The organism is Klebsiella sp. RC2 (assembly GCF_014192815.1).
Classification (GTDB): Bacteria; Pseudomonadota; Gammaproteobacteria; order Enterobacterales; family Enterobacteriaceae; genus Klebsiella; species Klebsiella variicola.
This window is the reverse complement of record NZ_JACHYL010000002.1, coordinates 903,075-926,178: the sequence shown is the minus strand read 5'-3', so window position 1 is coordinate 926,178 and position 23,104 is coordinate 903,075. Positions and strand designations below refer to the sequence as shown.

Here is a 23,104-nt window from a genome sequence, read left to right as displayed (position 1 = left end):
AAGGTCACCCAGGCGGGGCCAACAGACAGGGCGAATAACCCTGGCCACACCCATGCAATGAATCTACGAGCGGTTAGAGAGAGTGCGAAGCCACCTTCATGGGGGGGTAGGTGGGGGTTTTCATGCTTGAGGTCAAACTTTCTAAATTTTGTGTGGCCATAAAGTTTGCCTGCCCCATGTCATCCCGGTGGCTGGCGTACAATTGAAAAAAAACAAAACGAGTAGACACCACGGATGAAGCCATTGGATTTAGAAGGTCGCCAATCACCCTCACTGGTCTCCGGGCCATTGCGGCTGACGCGAGGCTTGCCGTTAATCCTGACCAAATTCGTCCCGCCTCGCTCCTCAATACAATTGCTGGAGCGCCCCCGGCTTCTTCAGCTTCTCAGTCCCGTTCAGCAGTGCCGGCTGGGCGTCGTCTGCGCCGGCGCTGGATTTGGCAAAACCACGCTGTTGGCGCAATGGCATCAGCAGATGGTCGCCCAGGGTGAACGTATCGCCTGGCTGAGCCTCGATGAGGATGATGATGACGTATGGCAGTTTATTCCTTATCTGCTGCAAGCATTGCGTCCACTCTATGCTGACTGGGACGCCGATTTCTGGCGTGACATGGAAGAACAGAAGCTCTCCAGCTCCGAGCAACTGCTGGCCGGGCTCATTAACCAGCTACACTATTGCCCGCATGACGTATACCTGATCATCGACGACTTCCACGTGATTAACGATCGTGGGGTCTATGAAGCCGTGGGGTATTTAATCAAGCATGCGCCTGCCGCCTTGCATCTGATCATTGGCAGCCGTTTCCACCCGAATCTTGCGCTGAGCCAGCTGCAGGCCCAGGACCAACTGGTGGAAATCTATGATCGAGACCTGCAATTCACGCTCGAAGAAACAAAACACTATTTTAGCCGCACGGTTGCGCTACCCCTCAGCAACCACCATGCACAGCGGCTACAGTCCGTGACTGAGGGCTGGATTGCAGGGATGAAGATCGCTTCATTGTCCGCAGAATTACAGCATGATCCCGAGCATCTGTTGCGCAATATGCATGGAGGAACACGGTCTATTGCCCGCTATCTGAAAGAGGTGGTACTGGATCCGCTGCCGGAAGAGGTTCTTGATTTTCTGGTGAAAACGTCCTTCCTCAGTCGGTTAAATGCCGAATTATGCAATGCAGTGACTGGACGTGATGATAGTAAAGCGATGCTGGCATGGATTGAGCGACACAACCTTTTTTTGTCAGCCCTTGACGAACAAGGCTACTGGTTCCGCTACCATCCTCTGTTGCAGGAAAATCTTCGGACCATGCTGCAGCAGAACAACGATATTGATCGCAAACAGCTACATGAATTAGCCAGTCATTGGTTCGTCGAACAGAAGCTGTGGTCTGAAGCGGTACGCCATGCGCTCAGCGCAGGCAAGCCGGTGCATAGCCCCGTACAGGACGGCGCAAGCGCTCAGTCACTGGCGGAAGAAGGGGATATCGATACCCTGATTTCATGGATGCATCATTTACCGCCCAGTACCGATCCTTCGCGCATTGACCTGCAAATTAATCTGGCCTGGGCACTGGCGCATTATTTCCACTTTGATGAGTCGAGGCAGCTGCTTGATAACCTCGATCAGATGGTACTTCATCATCGTGAGGATTTAACTCGCAGCACCTGGTGTAAATTGCGGGTTGTGCGGGCAATTTGCGAAGCCTTTGCGGAAAACATCCCGGAGAGTCTGGCTATTGTTCAGCCGTTGCTGGCCGAAGTGCCCTGCGGCGACACCTGGGTTGATGGTCTGATATGCAATATTCTCAGCTATTGCCATGTTGTTAACCAGCGCTATCACGATGCGCTGGAGGTTCAACAGCATATGCCCTCTCCGGAAAGTCCTTTAGATAATCTGTTTGTCTCGGTTTATCGCGCTTTTATCATTGCCCAGTGCCATCTTTGTCAGGGCGATCTGGGGAAAGCCGGGTGGTACGCAGAGAAAACGTTGCGCCAGGCTGAATGTTATACCGGTACCCAGTCGACCAGTGGCGCGACGCTGGCGCCGCTGCTGGCGGAGATAGCCTATGAATGTCAGAGTGGCGACTCGCCCGATCATCTGTTAGCCGACCGGCTCGAATTCATCGACCGATTCAGTCCACCCGATGCGCTGAGTCGTTGCTATACCTATCTCGCGCGTCAGGCCCTGGATGGCGATATGCCGTATGAGGCCGAGCGATTGCTGGAGCATGCGCAGCGTCTTGCCGTGTCTCGCGGCTGGCAACGGCTCCAGGCCATGATGTTAGCCGAGCAGGTGAGGGTGCGGCTGCAGCGCGGCAATGTCACAGGCGCAGAGCAACTGCAGCGACAACTTGAACAAATGGCCGCCAGCTTCAGAATGGATGCCGAACATCCCTGCCAACGCGCTATCGCTCTGTCTGCATCCCTTAGCCACTGTCGCCTTCTTCTCGCCAGAGGCCAGGCGCCGCAAGCCTGTATTCTCCTGGCTGATATGGTCCCTGATCAGGAAAACCGGGGGGACAGGTTAACCGCAGCGCGTCTGCGTACGCTCTGGTCATTGGCCTTGTGGAACAGTGGCAAAACTGCCGCTGCGCGCACGACATTTCAGCCAGTCGTGCAGCTGGCTGAACAACAGCATCTCAAAGGCCTCTTTCTTGAAGCTGGCGATACCTTGCAACCTTTGCTTGCCGGTATGAATGAAACCTCTTCGGCTTGTACAGAGGAAGGGATAGTCCATGAACCCTGGGCCGGCAAGCGCGCGCCTGCAGACGGCACACCGTTTAATAGTGGAAGCCCCGATATTCATGGGGAACTCAGCGAGCGAGAGTTGCAGATATTACAACTGATCGCTGAAGGTCAGATGAATAAAGAAATTGCTCGCTCCCTCGCTATTTCTGCCGAGACGGTCAAATGGCACATCAAAAACATCTACGCGAAGCTTAAAGTGAATAGCCGCACTCAAGCGATGAGCCGGGCGCTGGAGATGAAATTACTGGATTAACGGTTTGAAGAGGGAGGGCTGGATATAAAATATTATTAAGACGAGCCACTTTCTTAACGGGGCTATGAGCCACGGATAATCCCGGCGTTTTTGAGCCTATGATCTTCAAAACATATTTCGTGATAACGACGTTCACTGCTCCCTCAAAACAGCCTTACCGTATGAGATTTTCAGTTTTACAGTTGATTCCTTTACTTCAGGCGATAACCTAGATAGCAAGGGATTCGTTCATTACCAGTTTGACCCTCATATTTTCTTATCCCACCACCTGAACTTCCTATGAAATATCGCCCACCAGCTCTGCTATAACTGCATCACCGCTGATTGCGCAATCGGGTACATCATTTCCTATTTCTGCGGAACCCGAAAATTATGGATATTGCCAGCATTGAAAAATTGATCGCTCTGGTTGAAGCCTCCGGCATTGGCGAACTGGAAATTGCCGAAGGGGCAAGCTCCGTGCGTATCAGCCGCGCCATCTCCAGCCCCACGGCGGTTGGGTCGTCCGCCGTATCCGCGGCCGTCGTCCAGCCGCAGTTGGATATTCCGATTCAGGCCGCACAGGCCAGGGCTATCGCATCTGACCCTGCGACGGAGCACATCACGTCATCCCCGATGGTAGGAACCTTTTATCTCTCTCCGGGACCCGGTGCGGCGCCATTTGTGGCTGTGGGTCAGCAGGTTAATATTGGCGATACCCTGTGCATCGTCGAAGCGATGAAGATGATGAATCAAATCTCGGCAGAGAACAGCGGGATCGTTAAAGCGATTCTGGCTACTGATGGTCAACCGGTTGAATTCGACCAGCCGCTGATAGTGATTGAATAGGGGATCTCATGCTGGACAAAATCGTGATTGCCAATCGTGGCGAAATCGCGCTGCGTATTCTGCGCGCCTGCCGGGAGCTTAACATCCGCTCGGTAGCCGTTCACTCTACTGCCGACCGCGAGTTAAAACACGTGCTGCTGGCCGATGAAAGCGTCTGTATTGGTCCTCCGTCATCCGCCAAAAGCTATCTCAATATTCCGGCGGTAATTTCGGCAGCTGAAGTGACGGGCGCGGCGGCCATTCATCCCGGTTACGGTTTTCTCGCAGAAAATGCGGATTTTGCCGAACAGGTGGAACGCTCAGGATTTGTGTTTATCGGCCCGAAAGCGGAAACCATTCGCCTGATGGGGGATAAGGTCTCGGCTATTCAGGCAATGAAGCAAGCTGGAGTACCGTGCGTACCGGGTTCCGATGGCCCGCTGGACGATAACCATGAGAAGAATCGCCGGCTGGCAGCCGGGATCGGTTACCCGATTATCGTCAAAGCCTCCGGAGGCGGCGGTGGGCGCGGGATGCGGGTTGTTCGCGAAGAGAAAGAGCTGGCGCAGGCCATTGACATGACGCGCGCCGAGGCAAAGGCAGCGTTCAACAATGATATGGTCTACATGGAAAAGTATCTGGAGAATCCACGCCATATCGAAATCCAGATTCTGGCCGATGGGCAAGGGCAGGCGATATATCTTGCCGAACGCGATTGCTCAATGCAGCGTCGCCACCAGAAGGTGGTGGAGGAGGCCCCTGCGCCGGGGATCACCGCGGAAATCCGCCAGGCTATCGGCGAGCGCTGTGCCAAAGCCTGTCTGGACATCGGCTATCGCGGTGCCGGTACCTTTGAATTTCTCTATCAGCAGGGTGAGTTTTATTTTATCGAAATGAATACCCGCATTCAGGTGGAGCATCCGGTGACGGAAATGATCACCGGCATTGACCTGATTAAAGAGCAGTTGAGGATTGCCTCCGGATTGCCTCTCTCCATCAGCCAGCAGCAGGTGAGCCTACGCGGTCATGCAATTGAATGCCGTATTAACGCCGAAGACCCACATACCTTCATGCCCAGCCCCGGCAAAATTACCCGTTTTCATGCGCCAGGTGGCTTCGGCGTACGCTGGGAATCTCATATCTACGCAGGTTACTGCGTCCCACCGTACTACGACTCAATGATTGGCAAATTGATCGTCATCGGCGACAGCCGGAATGAGGCCATTGCGAGAATGGAACATGCCCTGAGCGAACTGGTGATCGATGGCATCAAAACCAACGCTGAACTACAGCGGCGGATCATGGCGGATGACCATTTTCGCGCTGGCGGCTGCAACATCCATTATCTGGAAAAGAAACTTGAGCTCAATCGCTGAACTTAGCCCCAAAGCCGCCTCCGGGCGGCTTTCTTCATTTATCGCTATCAATATCACTACAGGAAAACCGGAGGTAAGTTGTGTCTGCACTCTCTTATGTGACGGGTGAGAGCCATTGTGCCTGGGCTATATATCTCTCCCAGGTGGAACGCGTTCTGCCGCTGCCCGGCGATCTCAATCGCTGGGCCAATACTCTGCGCCACCCGGAAAGGGCGCTGATTGTCGATGTTCCTCTGGAAATGGATGACGGGACGATTCGCCATTTTGAAGGCTTTCGGGTTCAGCATAATCTCTCTCGCGGACCCGGCAAAGGGGGCGTGCGCTATCACCCCGACGTCAGCCTGCAGGAGGTGATGGCGCTGGCGGCGTGGATGACCGTGAAATGCGCGGCGCTCAATCTGCCGTTCGGCGGGGCGAAAGGCGGTGTGCGCGTCGACCCGTCGACGCTATCCGACAGAGAGCTGGAGCGTTTGACCCGGCGCTACACTTGTGAAATCAGCAGAGTAATCGGCCCTCGGCAGGATATTCCGGCGCCGGACGTCGGCACTAACGCCCAGGTCATGGCCTGGATGATGGATACCTGGTCACGCAACGCCGGAACAGCCGCGACCGGCGTGGTGACGGGGAAACCGGTCCACCTCGGCGGATCGCTGGGGCGGGTACAGGCGACCGGGCGCGGCGTGTTTATCACCGGCTGTCACATTGCGGAAAAAATGGGACTCCCCGTGGCGCAAAGCCGGGTTGCGGTGCAGGGTTTTGGCAATGTGGGTAGCGTTAGCGCCGGGCTGTTTCATGCTGCTGGCGCGCGGGTGGTGGCTGTACAGGATCATCGTGCGACGTTGTATCAGCATAACGGGCTCGATATCCCGGCACTGCAGGCGTGGCAACAGGAGCACGGCACAATAGCTGGTTTCCCCGGTGCCGATAACGTGACGGAAGAGGCTTTCTGGCGTCTCGAGTACGAGATACTGATTCCGGCAGCCCTGGAGGGGCAAATTAGCGCGGAACTCGCGGCTGGGCTGCGCTGCCGCCTCATTCTGGAGGGTGCCAATGGTCCTACGCTGCCGGAGGCTGACGACGTGCTGGCTGAGCGGGGGATCGTGCTGGTTCCAGACGTTATTGCCAACGCCGGCGGGGTAACGGTCAGCTATTTCGAGTGGGTGCAGGATCTCTCCAGCCTTTTCTGGAGCGAAGAGGAGATCGACGCTCGGCTGGATACCATTATGCGCCACGCTATCGAAAGCGTCTGGCAAAAAGCGCAGGCGCTGGCAATCCCCCTGCGTACCGCCGCCTGGGCCCTAGCCTGCGAACGGATCCTACAGGCAAGTAAAGACCGCGGGCTGTATTCCTGAGGCGTGGCGATGAAAAGCCCTGCGTTGTCGGCGCGGGGCCATAGGTAGAGTCAGAAAGCGTCAGGAAGAGGCGCGCGCGATATGCGCCCGCCGTTGCCGCTGGTCACACCACAGGGTGAATATCCCCGCCAGCGCTACGATCCCTGCGCCGATCAGCGTTGAAGAACCGGGCAGGCTGTTTAAGAACAGATAACCGATGACCATCGACCAGACCAGCGTGGTGTAGTCAAACGGCGCCAGTAGCGAAGCGTCGGTAAACCGCAGGCTCAGCGTGACCAGAATCTGTGCCATGCCGCCGAAGAAGCCGCAGCCCACCAGCAACAGCAACTGACTCGGCGTAGGACGTACCCAGCCGAACAGGCTGGTTGCCAGACCAATCAGGGTGGTCATCAGCGAGAAGTAAAAGACGATGGCGCCAGGTTTTTCAATGCCGTTGAGAAAACGGATCTGAATGTTGGAGGTGGCGGTGCAAAGAGCGGCAAGCAGGGCGAACGCGACGCCGAGAGCCATCCCGGACTGCAGATGGCCGCCAGCGAACAGAGAACCGCTGGCGGTTAAACTGGCGGAGAGCATAAACAGAATGCCGGAAAAACCGACGATAACCCCCAGCCAACGGGAAAAACGTACCCGCTCTTTCAGCAGCAGGGCCGCCATGATGACGGTGAAGAGCGGAGCAGCGTAGCTCAGTGCGGTGGCGTCGGCGAGAGAAATCGATACCAGCGCCAGATAGTTGAAGTACATCCCACCGGTACCGGAAAAGCCGCGAATCAGATGGCCGAAAATATTTTTGGTCTTGATACTGGCCAGCACGTTGCCCTGAATTTTTAACCAGATAAGCAGGGGAAACATAGCAATAAAAGAGCGAAAGAAGATCACCTCGCCGGTGGGAATCGCCCCCTGCAATCCTTTGACGCAGGCCAGCATTAATGTAGCGCATAGCGCGGAGAGTATTTTTAGATAAATCCCAAGTCGGGCATTCATGTGACTACCTTTGGTTAACGGTCGCGGAGGGACGCGGCGTGGGTGTCGCGCATGGCGTAACAGTAGAGGGCGCTCGGGGCAGGCAGATAAGATAATTTTGTTCTGTGAGGATAACTTTTGCTTATCTCCCGGCGCCGGCGCCGTCATATAAATCACCTATCTCGCAACAGCGTTTCCCTCTTACCCATCACCGAAACAATGTCGATATAGTCGCGATAAGTGGTTAGCCATACCGGCGAAACGGGAAACCTTTTACCGGGTGTCGGTACTCTTTTATCCAGACCGAGGAAAACAATAATGAAACTGAAGCGAAATGCGGGTTTAGCGCTGGTTCTGACGCTGGTAGCAGTGTCCGGGGCCGCGCGCGCCGACATGCTGGCGGATATTCATGCGCGCGGTGAGCTGAAGTGCGCGGTCTATTCCGATGTGCCGCCATTTTCTGCCCCGGATCCAAAAACCCGCCAGTTGGTCGGGATGGACGTTGAACTCTGTCATGCGCTGGCAAAACAGATGGGAGTCAAGGCGCAGCTGGTTCCTACTTCCGTGGAAGCGCGTATTGCTATTATCGCCACCGGGCGAGCCGACGTGCTGATCGCCAACCTTGCCTATACCAAAACACGTGGCCGCCAGATTCAGTTCAGTGACCCTTACTACGTCGCGAAAGAGATGCTGTTGGTAAAAGAGGCGAATGCCGATAAAACCCTTGCCGATTTTAAAGGCAAGCGTATCAGCGCCACCAAGGGCACTACCTCTGAACAATCCATCGTGCTGAAGGGCGGCAAACCGGTTACCTTCCAGGACGCGGCGTCGGCGTTCCTTGCCCTTGAACAGAATAAGGTGCTGGGTTTCGTCACCAACACTATGACCGGTATCAAAATGATCGGTCAGGCAAAAAAGGACAGCATTAATCTGGCGATGATTAAAGAGCCGATGGCGCTAGAGCCTATAGGCGTGGGGATGAAGCAGGGCGAACCGCAACTGCTGGCCAGCGTCAATGAAAGCCTGAAGGTGATGGATGACGACGGGACGATCGACAAGATCTGGAATACCTGGATTGGACCGAATACCGAATACAAAATGGTCCGCGAAGAACGGGTACAACCGTTGTCCAGCCTTACGTTCGAACCGCTGGAATAAGTATGACGCCGACATCGAAAACGTTGTTACCCGAGCGCCGCGTTGAAATTCATGCCAGCGCTCCGGCGCGGATTTCCATGATGGGCAGCCGGGCCTGGCTTATCGAAGCGCCGGGTGCCTTTGACCTTCCGGCACAGCGCCGTATCTGGTCTATGGCGCAGAACCTGCAACAGTGGCCGGCGGTGGAATCCCTGATCCCCGGCGTGACCAATTTACTGGTATTGCTCCATGACACGCCGGAGGAACCGACGGCAGTGGAGCGCCGGTTACACGAGTACTGGCTGTCCGCGCAGGCGCTCAACCTCGAAGGGCGGCAGATTGATATCCCGGTGTGCTACGGTGGCGAACACGCCACCGATCTCGAGGCGGTATGTCGGCATACTGGTTTTTCCGCCCGGGAAGTTATTCGTCGGCATTCGCTGGGGGTCTATACCGTGGTCGCGCTTGGCAGTGCGCCGGGGTTTGGCTATCTCCATGGTCTGGATCCGCGTCTGGCGACGCCGCGTAAAAAGGTGCCTTCGCTGAATATGCTCAAAGGGACGGTCACTATTGGCGGGCCACAGGCGGGGGTGTCGGTGTTGACCGGACCGAACGGCTGGAATGCAATCGGCTACGCGGAAATTGAGGTATTCAACCCCCACGCCGCCATTCCTGCATTGATGGCGCCAGGCGATATCATCCGTTTTCTGCCTGAGAGAGTCGAACTGTGATTGAGATTGAACAAAGCGGATCGCTAAATACGATTCAGGATTTAGGCCGTCCGGCGTGGCGTCATCTTGGCGTCTCAGTGAGCGGGGTGATGGATCCGCTGGCACTGCGCGCCGGTAACGCCCTGCTGGGAAACGAGGAGAATGCGGCGGCAATCGAAGTTCAGATGTTTCCCTTTCGCGTGCGTTTCCTGGCGGACACCTGGATCGCGCTCACCGGCGCCGATTGCCGGGCAAGGCTCGACGGCGATGAACTACCGGCCTGGTGGGGCTGCGCGGTACGTAAAGGACAGGTGCTTGAGTTGCGTTTTCCCCGTCGCGGCGCACGCGGCTACTTATGCGTGGCAGGGGGCATTGATGTCCCTCTGGTTCTGGGCTCGCGCAGTACCGCTCTGCGTGGCGGTTTCGGCGGACTCGAGGGGCGGCAACTACAGCGCGGCGACGTGCTGTCCTGTGGTCCCTGGCAGGGGGCGCCACTCCCGGATTCCGGGATTGGCATTGAGCCGCCGGAAGTGGCCTTAAACGCCTTTTTCCCGCGCAACGCACAGGGCGATGTCCAGATCCGAGCTATCCCCGCTGGCGAGTATCCGTTGTTTGCCGCTGATGCATCGCGGTTCTGGAGCCAGGCGTGGAAAATTTCGCAGCACAGCAACCGAACCGGCTATCGCCTGGCGGGAGAGCCTATCCTGCCAGCCGAAACGGTTGAAATGCGCTCCTATGGCCTGATACCGGGCATCGTACAGGTTCCGCCGGCCGGCGAACCGATTATCCAGTTAAGCGATGCCAACACCGCGGGAGGCTATCCCAAAATTGCCTGCGTGATTGAAGAAGATCTCTGGCGTCTGGGCCAGCTCCAGGCGGGGCAGTCAATTCAACTGGTACAGGCCGATACGTCTACCGCCATCGCCGTGCGGCAGGAAATTGAACGTTGGCTGCAGCGTTTGCGCGTCAGCATAGCGCCGCTGGTCAAGGTCGTTGGTTTATAAGGAACTCAGCATGAAAATTGATGTGAACTCTGATATGGGAGAAGGTTTTGGCGTCTATCAGCTATGTGATGATTCAGCGCTAATGGATAAGGTCTCTTCCGCCAACATCGCCTGCGGTTTTCACGCAGGGGATCCGGCGATCATGACGCGGATGGTACGCCTGGCGAAAGTGCGCGGCGTGGGGATTGGGGCCCACCCCGGTCTGCCGGATCGCCAGGGCTTCGGGCGCAAAGAGATGGCGTTCTCTGCCGATGAGATCTGCCAGCAGGTGGTATATCAGCTTGGCGCGCTCTCTGCCATTGCCCGCGCCGAGGGTACCCGGGTAGTTCACCTGAGTTTTCACGCGGCAATGGGCAATATGATTAACCGTGACGATGCGCTGGCGCTGCAGGTGATGCAGGCCGTCGCCCGGATCGATTCGCAACTGATTATCTTCTGCCAGCCGGATACTATCATTGAACGGGCGGCACAGGCTGCCGGATTGCCGGTGCTGACGCTGTTTCTCGCTGACCGGGCCTACGACGATCGTGGACAACTTGTCCCGCGCGGTATTGCCGGTTCGCTAATCAAAGAGGAAGCGGCGGTGCGCGCCAGAGTACGTCAGTTTCTCCAGCAGGGAACGGTGACCACTTTTAGCGGCAATACGCTGTCGATACGTGCGCGTTCGATCCTGGTCCATAGCGATACCCCGGGCTCGCTGGCGCTGGCGACGCTGGTTCGTAGTGAGATTGAAGCCTGCGGTGCGACGGTAGCATCCGCGGCGGAGGTGCTGGCGCAGTAAAGCCTTTTCCCGTCACGAGGGGGGCAAATCGCGCCCCTGACCACTACCTGTTCTCCCTTTACGTTATGCGCTCTCGGACCCACGGTCAGTCAAAACCCATTGGCCATCCCGCCAGGTATGAATCCATCCCGGCGCCCCTCTGGAACGATAAAAAAATGCCTGCCGGGTCAGACGCCAGGCAGGCATTTCACTCTGCTTAGCGCGCACAATTTGCGCGCTACAGCTTAACGGCAACCCGCGCAGAAGGCCGCGAGGCGATCGCAACCGGTTTGCAGGCGTTCCATACTGGTGGCGTAAGAAAGGCGGAAGTAGGGGCTCATGCCGTAGGCTGCCCCCTGTACCGTCACCACGTGCTGCTCCTCAATCAGCGCCATCACAAAATCGGCGTCGCTGGCGATAAAATGGCCGCTGGCGCTGGTTTTTCCGATAAACGCCTCGATGTTGACGAACAGATAGAAGGCCCCCTGCGGCTTATGGCATCGCAGACCGGGAATTCCGGCAAGACGCTCAAGCACGTAATCGCGGCGCTGGCGATAGATTTCCGCCCGTTCTGCCAGCAGACCCTGCGGGCCATCCAGTGCGGCGACGGACCCCGCTTGTGCCAGGGTCGTCACGCCGCCGCTGTTTTGCGTATTGACGTTGCTCATCGCCTTAATCAGCGTCAATGGGCCACCGCAAAAACCCAGCCGCCAGCCGGTCATTGAATAGGCTTTCGAGACGCCGTTCACTGTCAATACGCGATCGTACAGCCGGGGCTCCACCTGTGCCAGGGTCCAGAATTTCACGCCGTCATACAACAGATGCTCATAAATATCGTCGGTCATGATCCAGATATGCGGATGACGCAACAGCGTCTCACCGAGTGCCAGGAGTTCGGCATGGGTGGCGACCGATCCAGTCGGATTGCTGGGATAATTCAGCAGCAGCCATTTGGTCTTCGGCGTGATCGCTGCTTCGACGTCCTGCGGCAGTGGTTTAAAACCGTACTCTTCATGACAGGGTACTGGCACCGGTGTGCCGCCAGCGAATTTAACGATGTCGGCATAGCTAATCCAGGATGGCATGGGGATGAGTACCTCATCGCCGGGGTTAATGGTCGCCATCATAGCGTTGAAGATAATCTGTCGGGCGCCACCAGCGGTCAGGATCTGGCTGATATCGTAGCGTAGCTCATTGTCGCGCAGGAACTTGCGCTGGATGGCCGCACGCAACGCTGGCGTGCCGTCCGTCGGCGGGTAGCGGGTATCCCCGGCGCATGCTGCGGCATAGGCGGCATCGATCACGTGAGGAGGAGTGGGAAAGTCCGGTTCGCCGGTAGACAGACCAACGACATCGATTCCCTGCGCGGCGAGATCGCGTGCTTTTTGCGTCATGGCGACGGAGGCGGAGACGGTAACATTTTTGAGACGATCGGCTATATCAGGCATGAGGCTGCGGTTCCTGGTTCTAAGGTCAGCAAACCCACACGCGGCGCAGAATAATCCACCGTGTGCGGCGAAGGAGGTTAATACACATCAGCCAGCATAGAGGGGGGCGAAGGTGGCAAGCTAATAGCGCTTTGTTGTGGGGACATAACGCAATGCGATGACCGAAGGAAATCGTCCTCCTGGCACTCCGTTGACAAACAGGTATATGCCGCTGCACTCCGACGGTGCAAAGGCAGCGGCGTTGAAGTGTGGGTTGTCTGAAAATGGCGGCGCTATTGGCTGCCTGTGGTGCTCTTAGGCTATGGCACCGATCTTGCTTGCCATCAGAGATACGTATTGATGTGGGACTGCTACTATGAATCTTCGCCGCCTGAAATATTTCATTAAAATCGTCGACGTCGGGAGCCTGACGCAGGCCGCTGACATTCTGCATATCGCTCAGCCGGCGCTCAGCCAGCAGCTGGCGACTCTGGAAGGTGAAGTCGATCAGCAGCTATTAATTCGTACCAAACGAGGGGTCACACCAACCAACGCCGGAAAAATTCTCTATACCCACGCTCAGGCGATTCTGCGCCAATGCGAGCAGGCGCAGAGCGCCATCGACGGTGCAGGCCAGGCCCTGAGCGGTCAGGTTTCTGTCGGGCTGGCGCCGGGCACAGCTGCCCAACTGCTGGCGATCCCGCTGCTGACTGAAGTCCAGCGCCAGCATCCCGGGATTGTGCTCTATTTCAATGAAAATTTTGGCACCACCCTCAGCGAATTAATTATGAGCGGTCGGATGGATATGGCGGTTATCTATGGTGACCGTGATATTCATGGATTGCGTTTTCTACCGCTGATGAAAGAAGAACTTTTTTTCGTCTGTCCGCACGCGCTGGGGGAGCCCCGGCGCGAAATCTCCCTGGCGGAGGTCGCCCGCTACGATCTGTTTCTACCGCGGATTTATAACATTATGCGTAAAGCCGCGGACGACGCCTTTACACTGGCCGGACTGAGCTACCGGGTGAAGTGCGAGATTGAATCGCTGACCACGCTTAACGCCGCGCTGGCGGCGGATCTCGGCGGCACCATCATGCCGGAGTCCGCGGCGCGCACCATGCTCCAGCCCGCCAATGCCTGGATGGCGAGAATTGTCGAACCCAATGTACTCACCTCGCTCTCGTTCTGTATGTCCGATCATCTGCCGCTTTCGCAGCCCGCGGAGGCGGTGAAGGGGATTTTGCTCTCCCTGATGGCGCAGCGGACTGAGGACAACCGGCCGCTAACCCTGGTGGGATAATAAGTCCCCCTTATTGCCTCAAAGCGAAACCCTCTTATCAACCCTTCCGATCCCCGCGCTAGAGTCACTACTCTGGCGCGCGGCATAGCCGTGCTCTGACCCTTGCGCGATGGAATCATGATGGAAAAAGAACTGATAGCTTTTGAGGACGTGCGCCAGCTGGCGCAGAAGATGCATAACGCCGGACTGCGGGAGCTTGAGTGGCGCGGCGCGGACTGGTCGGTTCGCCTGCGCTACCCCAGTGGCAAAACGATGGACGAACCGCCGCCTCTGCCGCCGCTGGGGGCCGAAACCCGCCCGCTATCGGTGTGTTCCCCGATGCCGGGACGCCTGTTGCTGAGCCATCCCAGCCATGGGGAGGCGTTCGTCAGCGAGGGGCAGCATGTTGCGCCGAACGATATCCTCGCGCTGGTGCAGGTCGGGCCGCTCTATTTGCCGGTGCGCAGCCCGGTGGCCGGGACGCTCAAAAACCTTGTGGCGCCGGCGGGGAGCCGGCTGGAGTACGGCAGCGAGATCGCGCTGCTGCTGCCCACGGATGCCGCTTCCGCGAAGTTATAAGGACCCCTTATCGGGCCAAACTATTTATGTCTTATCCCCGTTGGACATAACTGCATACAGTCAGAAAAACAACGTCAAAGGCAGATCGGTCTGCCGCAACAGGAGAGGCTCATATGCCATTTTCAGATTATAAAGTGGCCCTGGTGACCGGCGCTTCCGCTGGGATGGGGGAAGCGATTGTCGAACGCCTTTGTCAGGAAGGCATTGAGGTTCACGCGGTAGCACGTCGCCATGAACAGCTTGCCGCCCTGGCGGACAGAACTGGCTGCATTCCCCACGCCGTCGACGTCGGCGATCTATCGGCGCTGACCGCACTGTGCCAGGGTCTGCAGGTCGATATTCTGGTGAACAACGCCGGCGTTTCTCATCCGGGATCGATTCTCGATGCCGAGGCCGACTGGGTCAACACCCAGGTGGATGTCAACCTGCGTGCCGTGCTGCACCTGTGTCGTCTGTTGGTACCGGGAATGGTGGCGCGCGACTGCGGTCACGTCATTAATATTACCTCCATCGCTGCGATTTATAACTTCAATGGCAATTCCATCTATCACGCCACCAAAGCAGGAGTGCACGCGCTGTCGCGTCAGCTGCGCGTCGATTGCTATGGCAAGCGGGTACGAATTACCGAAATTTGCCCCGGGCGGGTGGCGACGGAGATATTCGGTAACGTATCCGGCGATCACGAAGACGCCCGCCGTCGCTTTATCGATGGTTTCGAGCTGCCGGAAGCAAAAGATATCGCCGACTGCGTGGCCTTTGCGCTCGCCGCGCCGGTGGCAGTCAACATCGGCAATATTGAGATCACGCCGACGCTGCAGGTACCCGGTGGGCTATCCACGATGCGTCCTGGTGACCGTGAGTCCTGAATGACGGCAAACGAGGAGGATATATGGCACTCGACTTCAGTAACGTGATGACTGGCCACTACGGCCAGATGATTATTGATGGCACCGTCGTCACTCTGGAACTGGCGTTGGGTGCATGGCTGCTGGCCATGTTTATTGCGCTGGTGCTGGTGATGATCCGTCTGAGCAACAAGCGCTTCGCGCAGCTTTTGGTCGCGGCGTATGTATCCTATCACCGCAATGTACCGACGCTTATTCAGCTGATGATGTGGTATTTCGCGATTCCGACGCTGCTGCCTGAGTCGTTGCAGATGTGGGTCAACGAGATGAATGCGGAGTTTCTGTTCTCGCTGGTCGCGCTGGGATTGTGCCAGGCGGCCTATTTCTCTGAAGACATCCGCAGCGGTCTGCGTGCCATCCCCGAAGGCCAGAATGAAGCGGCGAGGGCGCTGGGAATGGGATATTTGCGCGCCATGTGGCTGGTGATTCTGCCACAAGGGATCCGTAATGCGTTGCCATCGGTGATTAACCACACCGTGCTGCTGTTTAAAAATACCAGCCTTGCAATGGTCATTGGCGTCACCGAGTTGACTTACGTAACGCGCGATATTGAAAACCAGACCTTCCGTACCTTCGAAGCTTATATGGTGGCGACGGTAGGCTACCTGGCCTTCTCTTTGTTGCTGATGGGGATGGGGGCGCTGCTGGCCCGTCGCTTTCAGCGCGCGTATGCGAGGTAATATGTATGTTTGATTTTTTCACGATTCTGCATGATAACGGCCTGTTGTTGCTGATGGGGCAATATCCTGATGGTCCGCTTGGCGGTGTGCTGTGTACCTTGCTGGTGTCGCTGCTGGCAGTGCTGTTCGCCTTCCCGGTCGGCGTGCTGTTGTGCCTCGCTCGCCTCTCTCCGTGGCGCTGGCTGAGCTGGCCGGTCACCTGCTGGATCTATCTGCTACGCGGTATTCCTCTGATGATGGTGGTGTTCTGGACCTATTTCTGCGTGCCGTTGCTGATTGGCCACAATATTAGCGGCTTCAGCACGATGCTGTGTACGCTGGTTATCTACGAGAGCGCCTACATCGCTGAAATTGTGCGCGGCGGGATCCAGGCGCTGCCTTCAGGGCAATATGAAGCCTCCCGTGCGCTGGGAATGGGGCATGTGCGGGCTCTGCGCCTGGTGATTCTACCGCAGGCGTTGTACAACGCGCTGCCAAGTCTGGTCAGTCAACTGGTGTCGATTATCAAAGATAGTACCCTCGGCTACGTTATTAACGTTCCGGAGCTGACCTATGCGGCCAACCAGGTCAGTAATCAGCTGCTGACAAAACCGTTCCAGGTCTTTGCCATCGTAGCGCTGAGCTACTACATCATTAATTTTAGCCTGACGTGGCTGGCCAATCGCCTGGAGCTGCGTATTGCCAGCAGGAGGCAACGTGCACAGTCCGCTATGGGAAAGCCGGTCATGCCGCTGGTTCTCGACCCATCACCATCACAAACTCAATAAGGAGCAACCATGCGACCGATGATTCTGTTCAATCAGGTGAATAAATGGTACGGGGAATATCAGGCCCTGACCGACGTCAGCGCCGAAATAAAAAGCGGTGAAGTGGTGGTGGTGTGCGGTCCTTCCGGATCCGGAAAATCGACGTTAATCCGGACGGTCAACCGTCTTGAGCCCATCGAACAGGGACAGATCCTGTTTGACGGCGTCGATATTCATGGCTCGAGCACCAGGCTGAACCAGCTGCGTACGAGAATCGGCTTTGTCTTCCAGAGTTTCAATCTGTTTCCGCACGTTTCGGTGCTGGAAAATATCATGATGTCGCCAGTGAAAGTTCTCGGCGAGAAGCGTTCGGAAGCCCGACGTCATGCCGGGGAGCTGCTGGAAAGGGTGGGACTATCGCACAAGGCCGACGTTTATCCGGCACAGCTTTCCGGCGGCCAGCAGCAGCGGGTGGCTATCGCCCGGGCGCTGGCGATGAAGCCGCCTGTCATGCTGTTTGACGAACCGACATCTGCACTCGACCCGGAGATGGTCGGCGAGGTGCTGAGCGTGATGCGCGGGCTGGCGCAGGAAGGGATGACCATGATGTGCGTGACTCATGAAATGAACTTTGCGCGTGACGTAGCCGATACGATCTGGTTTATGGATCAGGGACAAATACTGGAAAAGTCTGCTCCGGATAAATTCTTTACCGCGCCGCAACATCCGCGCGCGCGACGTTTCCTCAATGATCTACTGCTCCACTAGGAGTAAATTCACTAATAAAAGAACAGGTAATAATTTTTCAGCCTTATAACGCCTGATGAATTTCATCGGGCGTTTTGTATTGTCGTGGCAGTTGTATTGTACATTTCTACCAGCTTTCTTGCCTGTTCAAGAGACCATCGGCAGGCATCCATTTTCGAGGTGCCGCAGATACAGATTCTCGACGGTCGTTCCGATAGCATTCATCCGGGCTCAGGCATTCAAATGGATAAGGATCATTTACCGTTGCTGGAAGACCAAAACCCGGTACGACGAAGCGAGATACTTTCTGGCACTGGAAGAGTGAAAATCTCCCTTACTAATGCCGTAAAGCTTGTCGAATGTCTCAGGGCGTGAAGCGGACGTTACTAACATCTATATGCATCAATCTGTGGGGAGCAGGTCAAGGCGACTACATCAGTGTTCAGAAGGATCACACCTTATCAGGGTGCTCGTGTACCTTTCAGAGCGTGAGCGAAGCGCTGGCAGAGCCTGCATGTCGTGTGCAGGTACGTTTACCACTATTCACCTGTTTACGTGGCTCATACGGCCACACATTGGGCTTAAATGCGTGTGATCAATCTGTTTCGGGAGGATTTAGAGACGTTGGCAGCGTCATCAGCTTCGAGTTGATAGCGGTTCGTGTGGACTGTTCACGCTTTGTACCTGTTCGAGCTTTACAACTACAGGCCGCTACGTGCTAACATCCCTGAGTAGCCACTGTTAACCATAGCGGCAACTGTTGGTCATACAATCCCTTAAAAGAAGATCGTAACTTGAGAGAGAGCTACTATTTAACTTATTGTTTTTAATGGGTTTTGTTGTGTGAGTGCCGATAATAGGAGTCGAACCTACGACCTTCGCATTACGAATGCGCTGCTCTACCAACTGAGCTATATCGGCCCTGCAAGAGGTGTTCACGAGCGTGAATCACGAGGCAAAAGGTTAGAACTTAGCGGGCGATGCGTCAATAGCCAGTGGAATCAACTGCCTATTTTTGCATCGCCCGTTCTCATTTACGCACGAATGGTATCGTCGCCGAAACCAATCCACTTATAGGTGGTTAACGCTTCCAGCCCCATCGGGCCGCGGGCGTGCAGCTTCTGGGTGCTGACCGCCACCTCCGCGCCAAGGCCGAACTGGCCGCCGTCGGTGAAGCGCGTGGAGGCGTTCACGTAGACGGCGGAAGAGTCCACTTCATTGATAAAGCGGTTGGCGTTACGCAAGGTGCGGGTCAGGATGGCGTCGGAGTGCTGGGTGCCATGTTCGCGAATATGGGCGATAGCCTCATCCATATCGGCCACCACTTTGACGTTCAGATCCAGCGACAGATACTCGTCGTCATACTGCTCCGCTTTCACCGGCTCGACTTTCGCAGGGCCGTTTTGCAGCGTGGGGAGGGCGGAAGGGGCGGCATGCAGGGTGACGCCGCTCTCGGCCATCTGTTTGCTCAACGCCGGCAGGAAGGTGTCGGCGATGTTGCGGTGCACCAGCAGCGTTTCCACGGTATTGCAGGTGCTCGGCCGCTGGGTCTTGGCGTTGACGATGATCTTCAGCGCGGGGGCGATCTCGGCGGTTTCATCAACGAAGATATGGCACACGCCAATCCCGCCGGTGATCACCGGGATCGTTGACTGCTCGCGGCACAGCTTGTGCAGGCCAGCGCCGCCGCGGGGGATCAGCATATCGATGTATTTATCCATCTTCAGCATTTCGCCCACCAGCGCGCGATCCGGGCTCTCAATGGCCTGTACCGCGGCGGCCGGCAGACCGCACTCCTGCAGCGCCTGCTGGATCACCTTCACCGTGGCGGCGTTGGTGCGCCAGGTCTCTTTCCCGCCGCGCAGGATCGCTGCGTTGCCGGTTTTCAGGCACAGGGAGGCGACGTCGACCGTCACGTTGGGACGCGCTTCATAAATCACGCCAATCACCCCCAGCGGGACGCGGCGACGTTCAATACGCAGACCGCTATCCAGCAGCCCGCCGTCGATCACCTGGCCGACCGGATCGGCCAGATTGCACACCTGGCGCACATCGTTGGCGATGCCGCTCAGACGCGCCGGGGTCAGCGCGAGGCGATCAAGCATCGCTTCACTCAGGCCATTGGCGCGAGCTTCGGCTAAATCTTCCGCGTTGGCGCGCAGAATATCGTCGGTCTGCGCTTCCAGATAATCGGCGATCTTTTCCAGTACCTGGTTCTTTTCCCGGCTGGAGAGTAACGCCAGCTGCCAGGAGGCCGCTTTGGCGGCAATGCCCATTTGTTCCAGCATTTTCAGCTCCTTAACGGATGATCATATCATCGCGGTGGACGGCCACCGGGCCGTATTCGTAGCCCAGAATGGCATCGATTTGCTGCGAGTGCTGGCCGGCGATAAGGCGCAGCGCATCGCTGTTGTAGCGGCTGACGCCGTGAGCGATATCGCGTCCTTCGCTATTGCGGATGCGGATCACTTCGCCGCGGGAGAAGTTGCCGCTGACGATTTTGATGCCTTTTGGCAACAGCGAACTTCCTCTTTCGAGGATCGCCTGGGTCGCGCCCGCATCGACGGTCAGTTCACCGGCCGGCGGGGCGCCGAAGATCCAGCGCTTACGGTTCTCCAGCGGAGACTCCTGCGCGTGGAAGCAGGTGCCTACTGGCAGGCCTTCCATCGCGTGGCCGATGACGTCCGGGCGGTTGCCAGCGGCGATGATGGTATCAATCCCCGCGCGGCAGGCGACGTCCGCGGCCTGCAGCTTGGTGCCCATGCCGCCGGTGCCGAGTCCGGAGACGCTGTCGCCGGCGATGGCGCGCAGCGCGTCGTCGATGCCGTAGACGTCTTTAATCAGCTCCGCCTGCGGGTTGCTACGCGGGTCGGCGGTGAACAGGCCTGGCTGGTCGGTTAACAGCAGCAGCTTATCCGCCCCGGCGAGGATCGCGGCCAGTGCGGAGAGATTGTCGTTATCGCCCACTTTGATTTCCGCGGTGGCGACGGCGTCGTTTTCGTTAATGACCGGGACGATGCTGTTATCCAGCAGCGCGCGCAGAGTGTCGCGGGCGTTGAGGAACCGTTCTCTGTCTTCCATGTCGGCGCGGGTCAGCAGCATCTGGCCAACGTGAATGCCATAGATAGAAAACAGCTGTTCCCACAGCTGGATCAGACGGCTTTGTCCCACCGCCGCCAGCAGCTGCTTGGAGGCGATGGTGGCGGGCAGTTCCGGGTAACCAAGGTGCTCGCGCCCGGCGGCAATGGCCCCGGAGGTCACGATGACAATACGGTGTCCCATGGCGTGCAGCTGTGCGCACTGGCGCACGAGCTCAACGATATGGGCGCGGTTCAGGCGGCGGGACCCGCCTGTTAAAACACTGGTGCCCAGTTTTACTACCAGCGTCTGGCTTTCACTCATGATTCTCTGCCGTTCAAAAGGAATATCGATATCGAGCTGATGTTGTAGCAGGAGTCGGCCCGCTTGCCAACACCCGGGGCGGCGGGCGCGCCATTTTATTGCGCGGGATCGGGCATTCTGGAGAGGGGATGTGACAAAAATATGTCAGATACATTTAAATACTCTTTTTTATAAAAAGTTCCACCTTGTCATAAATATTTAATCTCCCGGCGTTAAAAAACCTCCTGTTTTTGATGGGCGAGCGCCCGCAATTGAATAGCGCGTATAAATAAATCACCAGGACTGAATAATGAAAAAGAGTACTCTGGCATTAATGATGATGGGCTTTGTGGCTTCAACAGCGACGCAGGCAGCGGAAGTTTATAACAAGAACGCGAACAAACTGGATGTGTACGGCAAGATCAAAGCCATGCACTACTTCAGCGATTATGACAGCAAAGATGGCGATCAGACTTACGTGCGTTTCGGTATTAAAGGCGAAACGCAGATTAACGACGACCTGACCGGCTATGGCCGTTGGGAATCTGAATTCTCGGGTAACAAAACCGAGAGCGACTCCAGCCAGAAAACCCGTCTGGCATTCGCCGGGGTGAAGCTGAAGAACTACGGCTCCTTTGACTACGGTCGTAACCTTGGCGCCCTGTACGACGTGGAAGCCTGGACCGATATGTTCCCGGAATTCGGCGGCGATTCCTCTGCCCAGACCGATAACTTTATGACCAAACGCGCCAGCGGCCTGGCGACCTACCGCAACACCGATTTCTTCGGTCTGGTGGATGGCCTGGATATGACCCTGCAGTACCAGGGTAAAAACGAAGGCCGTGAAGCGAAGAAACAGAACGGCGACGGCGTTGGTACCTCATTAAGCTATGATTTCGGCGGCAGCGACTTCGCCGTCAGCGCGGCCTACACCAGCTCCGACCGTACCAACGATCAGAACCTGCTGGCCCGCGGCCAGGGTTCGAAAGCGGAAGCCTGGGCGACCGGCCTGAAATATGACGCCAACAATATCTACCTGGCGACCATGTATTCTGAGACCCGCAAAATGACCCCGATCAGCGGCGGTTTTGCCAACAAAGCGCAGAACTTTGAAGCGGTGGCGCAGTATCAGTTCGACTTCGGTCTGCGTCCGTCCCTCGGCTATGTGCTGTCGAAAGGGAAGGATATCGAAGGGGTGGGTAGCGAAGATCTGGTTAACTACATTGACGTGGGCCTGACCTACTACTTCAACAAAAACATGAACGCCTTCGTGGATTACAAAATCAACCAGCTGAAAAACGATAACAAACTCGGCATCAACGATGACGACATCGTCGCGCTGGGTATGACCTACCAGTTCTGATTGACCGCAGAACCACCCGCCGCAGCCCTGGCTGCGGCTTTTTTTTTAGCGGCGATTCTTCGCCAGATGCAGGGTGTCGCTGTTCATGGTGATCTGCGCGTTATACTCCTTCGGCAGACGACGCGCCTGATAGAACGCCGATTCCCAGTAAGGGTTGTCCAGCGAAGAGCGCATCACGCCCTGGCTGCTCGAGGCGTGAAGGAAATTATGATCGGTATCGTAAAAGCCAACGTGCATCCCGGCCCGGGTGCGGAAGAAAACCAGATCGCCGGGACGTAAATCGCGTTTATTGACCCGCACGCCCATGTGCAGCAGCTCGCGGGTGGTGATCCGCTCCATCGGCAGGTTAAAGCGATCCTTCAACGTGCGCCAGACGAAACCCGAGCAGTCGACGCCGCTTTGTTCAGTACCACCCCATTCATAGGGGGTTCCCTGCCAGGTGTGCATCTGATCATGCAGGGCCGCCACCACCGGGATCAGATCGTCCGATCCGCCGTCAATGGTCATATCCGCATGAGATTTTGTGTTCTTTGCCTGTTTCGGTGAGGAGGAGCATCCTGCCAACAACAAAAAAGGAATTAAAAAGAGAGCATGCGTCAGTTTTGGCTTCATATCGTTATTTTCGAAGTAGCAAGCAGACTGCTTTGTTTTATAGCCGATTAAAAAGAACGGCTGAATAAGCCGAGGCCGCCTTTACGTTTATTTACGATTAAAAATAAACAATCAGGCGAGAGATCACCCATAAAAGGCAGTTGTCACTTCCGAACGGCCTGTGCCAGGATTCTGATTAAACATTTCACGAGGCATTCCATGACGCATTACGCCATCTCTGGTGAGACTTTGCCCGGCGCCGCTTTCGACGCGGGGTGGATGACGTCTGCGCTTCATCAT

The 23,104-nt window shown here is 56.6% G+C and carries 20 protein-coding genes and 1 tRNA gene; 15 read left to right on the top strand and 6 right to left on the bottom strand.

Annotated features, from left to right (window positions below; genetic code table 11):
* Positions 1–234 precede the first annotated feature (234 nt).
* The 4 genes from FHW76_RS09320 to FHW76_RS09305 all read left to right on the top strand — a co-directional run bounded on the left by FHW76_RS09320 (position 235) and on the right by FHW76_RS09305 (position 6,535).
* Positions 235–3,000 (top strand): LuxR C-terminal-related transcriptional regulator, encoded by a 2,766-nt coding sequence (locus FHW76_RS09320; protein WP_155011510.1) that lies wholly within the window; start codon positions 235–237, stop codon positions 2,998–3,000.
* A 372-nt stretch (positions 3,001–3,372) separates the two neighbouring features.
* Positions 3,373–3,828 (top strand): acetyl-CoA carboxylase biotin carboxyl carrier protein, encoded by a 456-nt coding sequence (gene accB / locus FHW76_RS09315; protein WP_009485120.1) that lies wholly within the window; start codon positions 3,373–3,375, stop codon positions 3,826–3,828.
* A gap of 8 nt (positions 3,829–3,836) precedes the next feature.
* A complete protein-coding gene (gene accC / locus FHW76_RS09310; RefSeq protein WP_004222829.1) occupies positions 3,837–5,183 on the top strand; it encodes an acetyl-CoA carboxylase biotin carboxylase subunit in 1,347 nt (448 codons plus the stop codon).
* Positions 5,184–5,263: 80 nt separating this feature from the next.
* Positions 5,264–6,535, top strand: coding sequence for a Glu/Leu/Phe/Val dehydrogenase (locus tag FHW76_RS09305; protein WP_004222831.1), 1,272 nt, complete (start codon positions 5,264–5,266; stop codon positions 6,533–6,535).
* Between the two features lie 60 nt (positions 6,536–6,595).
* Here the strand turns inward: FHW76_RS09305 and FHW76_RS09300 are convergent, their stop codons facing one another.
* Positions 6,596–7,516, bottom strand: a complete 921-nt coding sequence (locus tag FHW76_RS09300) for a DMT family transporter (protein WP_012968872.1) — start codon at positions 7,514–7,516, stop codon at positions 6,596–6,598.
* A gap of 297 nt (positions 7,517–7,813) precedes the next feature.
* Here FHW76_RS09300 and FHW76_RS09295 point away from each other — a divergent pair, with 297 nt between their 5' ends.
* From FHW76_RS09295 to FHW76_RS09280, 4 genes are read left to right on the top strand one after another with little or no spacing between them, the layout of a single operon-like run.
* Complete coding sequence (locus FHW76_RS09295) at positions 7,814–8,653, top strand: ABC transporter substrate-binding protein (protein WP_155011511.1); 840 nt, start codon at positions 7,814–7,816, stop codon at positions 8,651–8,653.
* 2 nt (positions 8,654–8,655) lie between these two features.
* The gene (pxpB, locus tag FHW76_RS09290) at positions 8,656–9,363 is read left to right on the top strand and encodes a 5-oxoprolinase subunit PxpB (RefSeq protein ID WP_009485116.1); all 708 of its coding nucleotides are present in this window, start codon (positions 8,656–8,658) and stop codon (positions 9,361–9,363) included.
* Positions 9,360–10,346, top strand: a complete 987-nt coding sequence (locus FHW76_RS09285) for a biotin-dependent carboxyltransferase family protein (RefSeq protein WP_004222841.1) — start codon at positions 9,360–9,362, stop codon at positions 10,344–10,346. Before pxpB ends, FHW76_RS09285 begins: the two co-directional genes overlap by 4 nt.
* 10 nt (positions 10,347–10,356) lie before the next feature.
* Positions 10,357–11,127 (top strand): 5-oxoprolinase subunit PxpA, encoded by a 771-nt coding sequence (locus FHW76_RS09280; RefSeq protein ID WP_004222843.1) that lies wholly within the window; start codon positions 10,357–10,359, stop codon positions 11,125–11,127.
* A 224-nt stretch (positions 11,128–11,351) separates the two neighbouring features.
* Here the strand turns inward: FHW76_RS09280 and FHW76_RS09275 are convergent, their stop codons facing one another.
* Entirely contained in the window at positions 11,352–12,554 is a 1,203-nt protein-coding gene (locus FHW76_RS09275) for a pyridoxal phosphate-dependent aminotransferase (protein WP_004222844.1), read from the bottom strand.
* 355 nt (positions 12,555–12,909) lie between these two features.
* On the opposite strand from FHW76_RS09275, the gene nac reads away from it, so the two are divergent.
* The 6 genes from nac to FHW76_RS09245 all read left to right on the top strand — a co-directional run bounded on the left by nac (position 12,910) and on the right by FHW76_RS09245 (position 17,490).
* Complete coding sequence (nac, locus tag FHW76_RS09270; RefSeq protein WP_009485114.1) at positions 12,910–13,833, top strand: nitrogen assimilation transcriptional regulator NAC; 924 nt, start codon at positions 12,910–12,912, stop codon at positions 13,831–13,833.
* Between the two features lie 117 nt (positions 13,834–13,950).
* A complete protein-coding gene (locus FHW76_RS09265; RefSeq protein WP_009485113.1) occupies positions 13,951–14,391 on the top strand; it encodes an acetyl-CoA carboxylase biotin carboxyl carrier protein subunit in 441 nt (146 codons plus the stop codon).
* A 113-nt stretch (positions 14,392–14,504) separates the two neighbouring features.
* Entirely contained in the window at positions 14,505–15,257 is a 753-nt protein-coding gene (locus FHW76_RS09260) for an SDR family oxidoreductase (RefSeq protein WP_009485112.1), read from the top strand.
* 23 nt (positions 15,258–15,280) lie between these two features.
* Positions 15,281–15,976: an amino acid ABC transporter permease gene (locus FHW76_RS09255; RefSeq protein WP_004222853.1), complete on the top strand. Its 696-nt coding sequence runs from the start codon at positions 15,281–15,283 to the stop codon at positions 15,974–15,976.
* Between the two features lie 5 nt (positions 15,977–15,981).
* Positions 15,982–16,743 (top strand): amino acid ABC transporter permease, encoded by a 762-nt coding sequence (locus FHW76_RS09250; protein WP_012968869.1) that lies wholly within the window; start codon positions 15,982–15,984, stop codon positions 16,741–16,743.
* Between the two features lie 9 nt (positions 16,744–16,752).
* Positions 16,753–17,490 carry an amino acid ABC transporter ATP-binding protein gene (locus FHW76_RS09245; protein ID WP_032438732.1) on the top strand — a complete coding sequence of 246 codons (738 nt, stop codon included), beginning with the start codon at positions 16,753–16,755 and terminating at the stop codon, positions 17,488–17,490.
* Positions 17,491–18,317: 827 nt separating this feature from the next.
* Here FHW76_RS09245 and FHW76_RS09240 read toward each other — a convergent pair.
* From FHW76_RS09240 to proB, 3 genes are all read right to left on the bottom strand, one after another.
* Positions 18,318–18,390 (bottom strand) — tRNA-Thr (locus tag FHW76_RS09240).
* Between the two features lie 113 nt (positions 18,391–18,503).
* Positions 18,504–19,757: a glutamate-5-semialdehyde dehydrogenase gene (gene proA, locus FHW76_RS09235; RefSeq protein ID WP_022065078.1), complete on the bottom strand. Its 1,254-nt coding sequence runs from the start codon at positions 19,755–19,757 to the stop codon at positions 18,504–18,506.
* Between the two features lie 10 nt (positions 19,758–19,767).
* Complete coding sequence (gene proB / locus FHW76_RS09230; RefSeq protein WP_008805306.1) at positions 19,768–20,871, bottom strand: glutamate 5-kinase; 1,104 nt, start codon at positions 20,869–20,871, stop codon at positions 19,768–19,770.
* Between the two features lie 289 nt (positions 20,872–21,160).
* Here proB and phoE point away from each other — a divergent pair, with 289 nt between their 5' ends.
* Positions 21,161–22,213 (top strand): phosphoporin PhoE, encoded by a 1,053-nt coding sequence (gene phoE / locus FHW76_RS09225; RefSeq protein WP_115656123.1) that lies wholly within the window; start codon positions 21,161–21,163, stop codon positions 22,211–22,213.
* Between the two features lie 45 nt (positions 22,214–22,258).
* Here phoE and FHW76_RS09220 read toward each other — a convergent pair whose 3' ends face one another.
* Entirely contained in the window at positions 22,259–22,825 is a 567-nt protein-coding gene (locus tag FHW76_RS09220; protein WP_004222859.1) for an NlpC/P60 family protein, read from the bottom strand.
* Between the last annotated feature and the right edge of the window lie 279 nt (positions 22,826–23,104).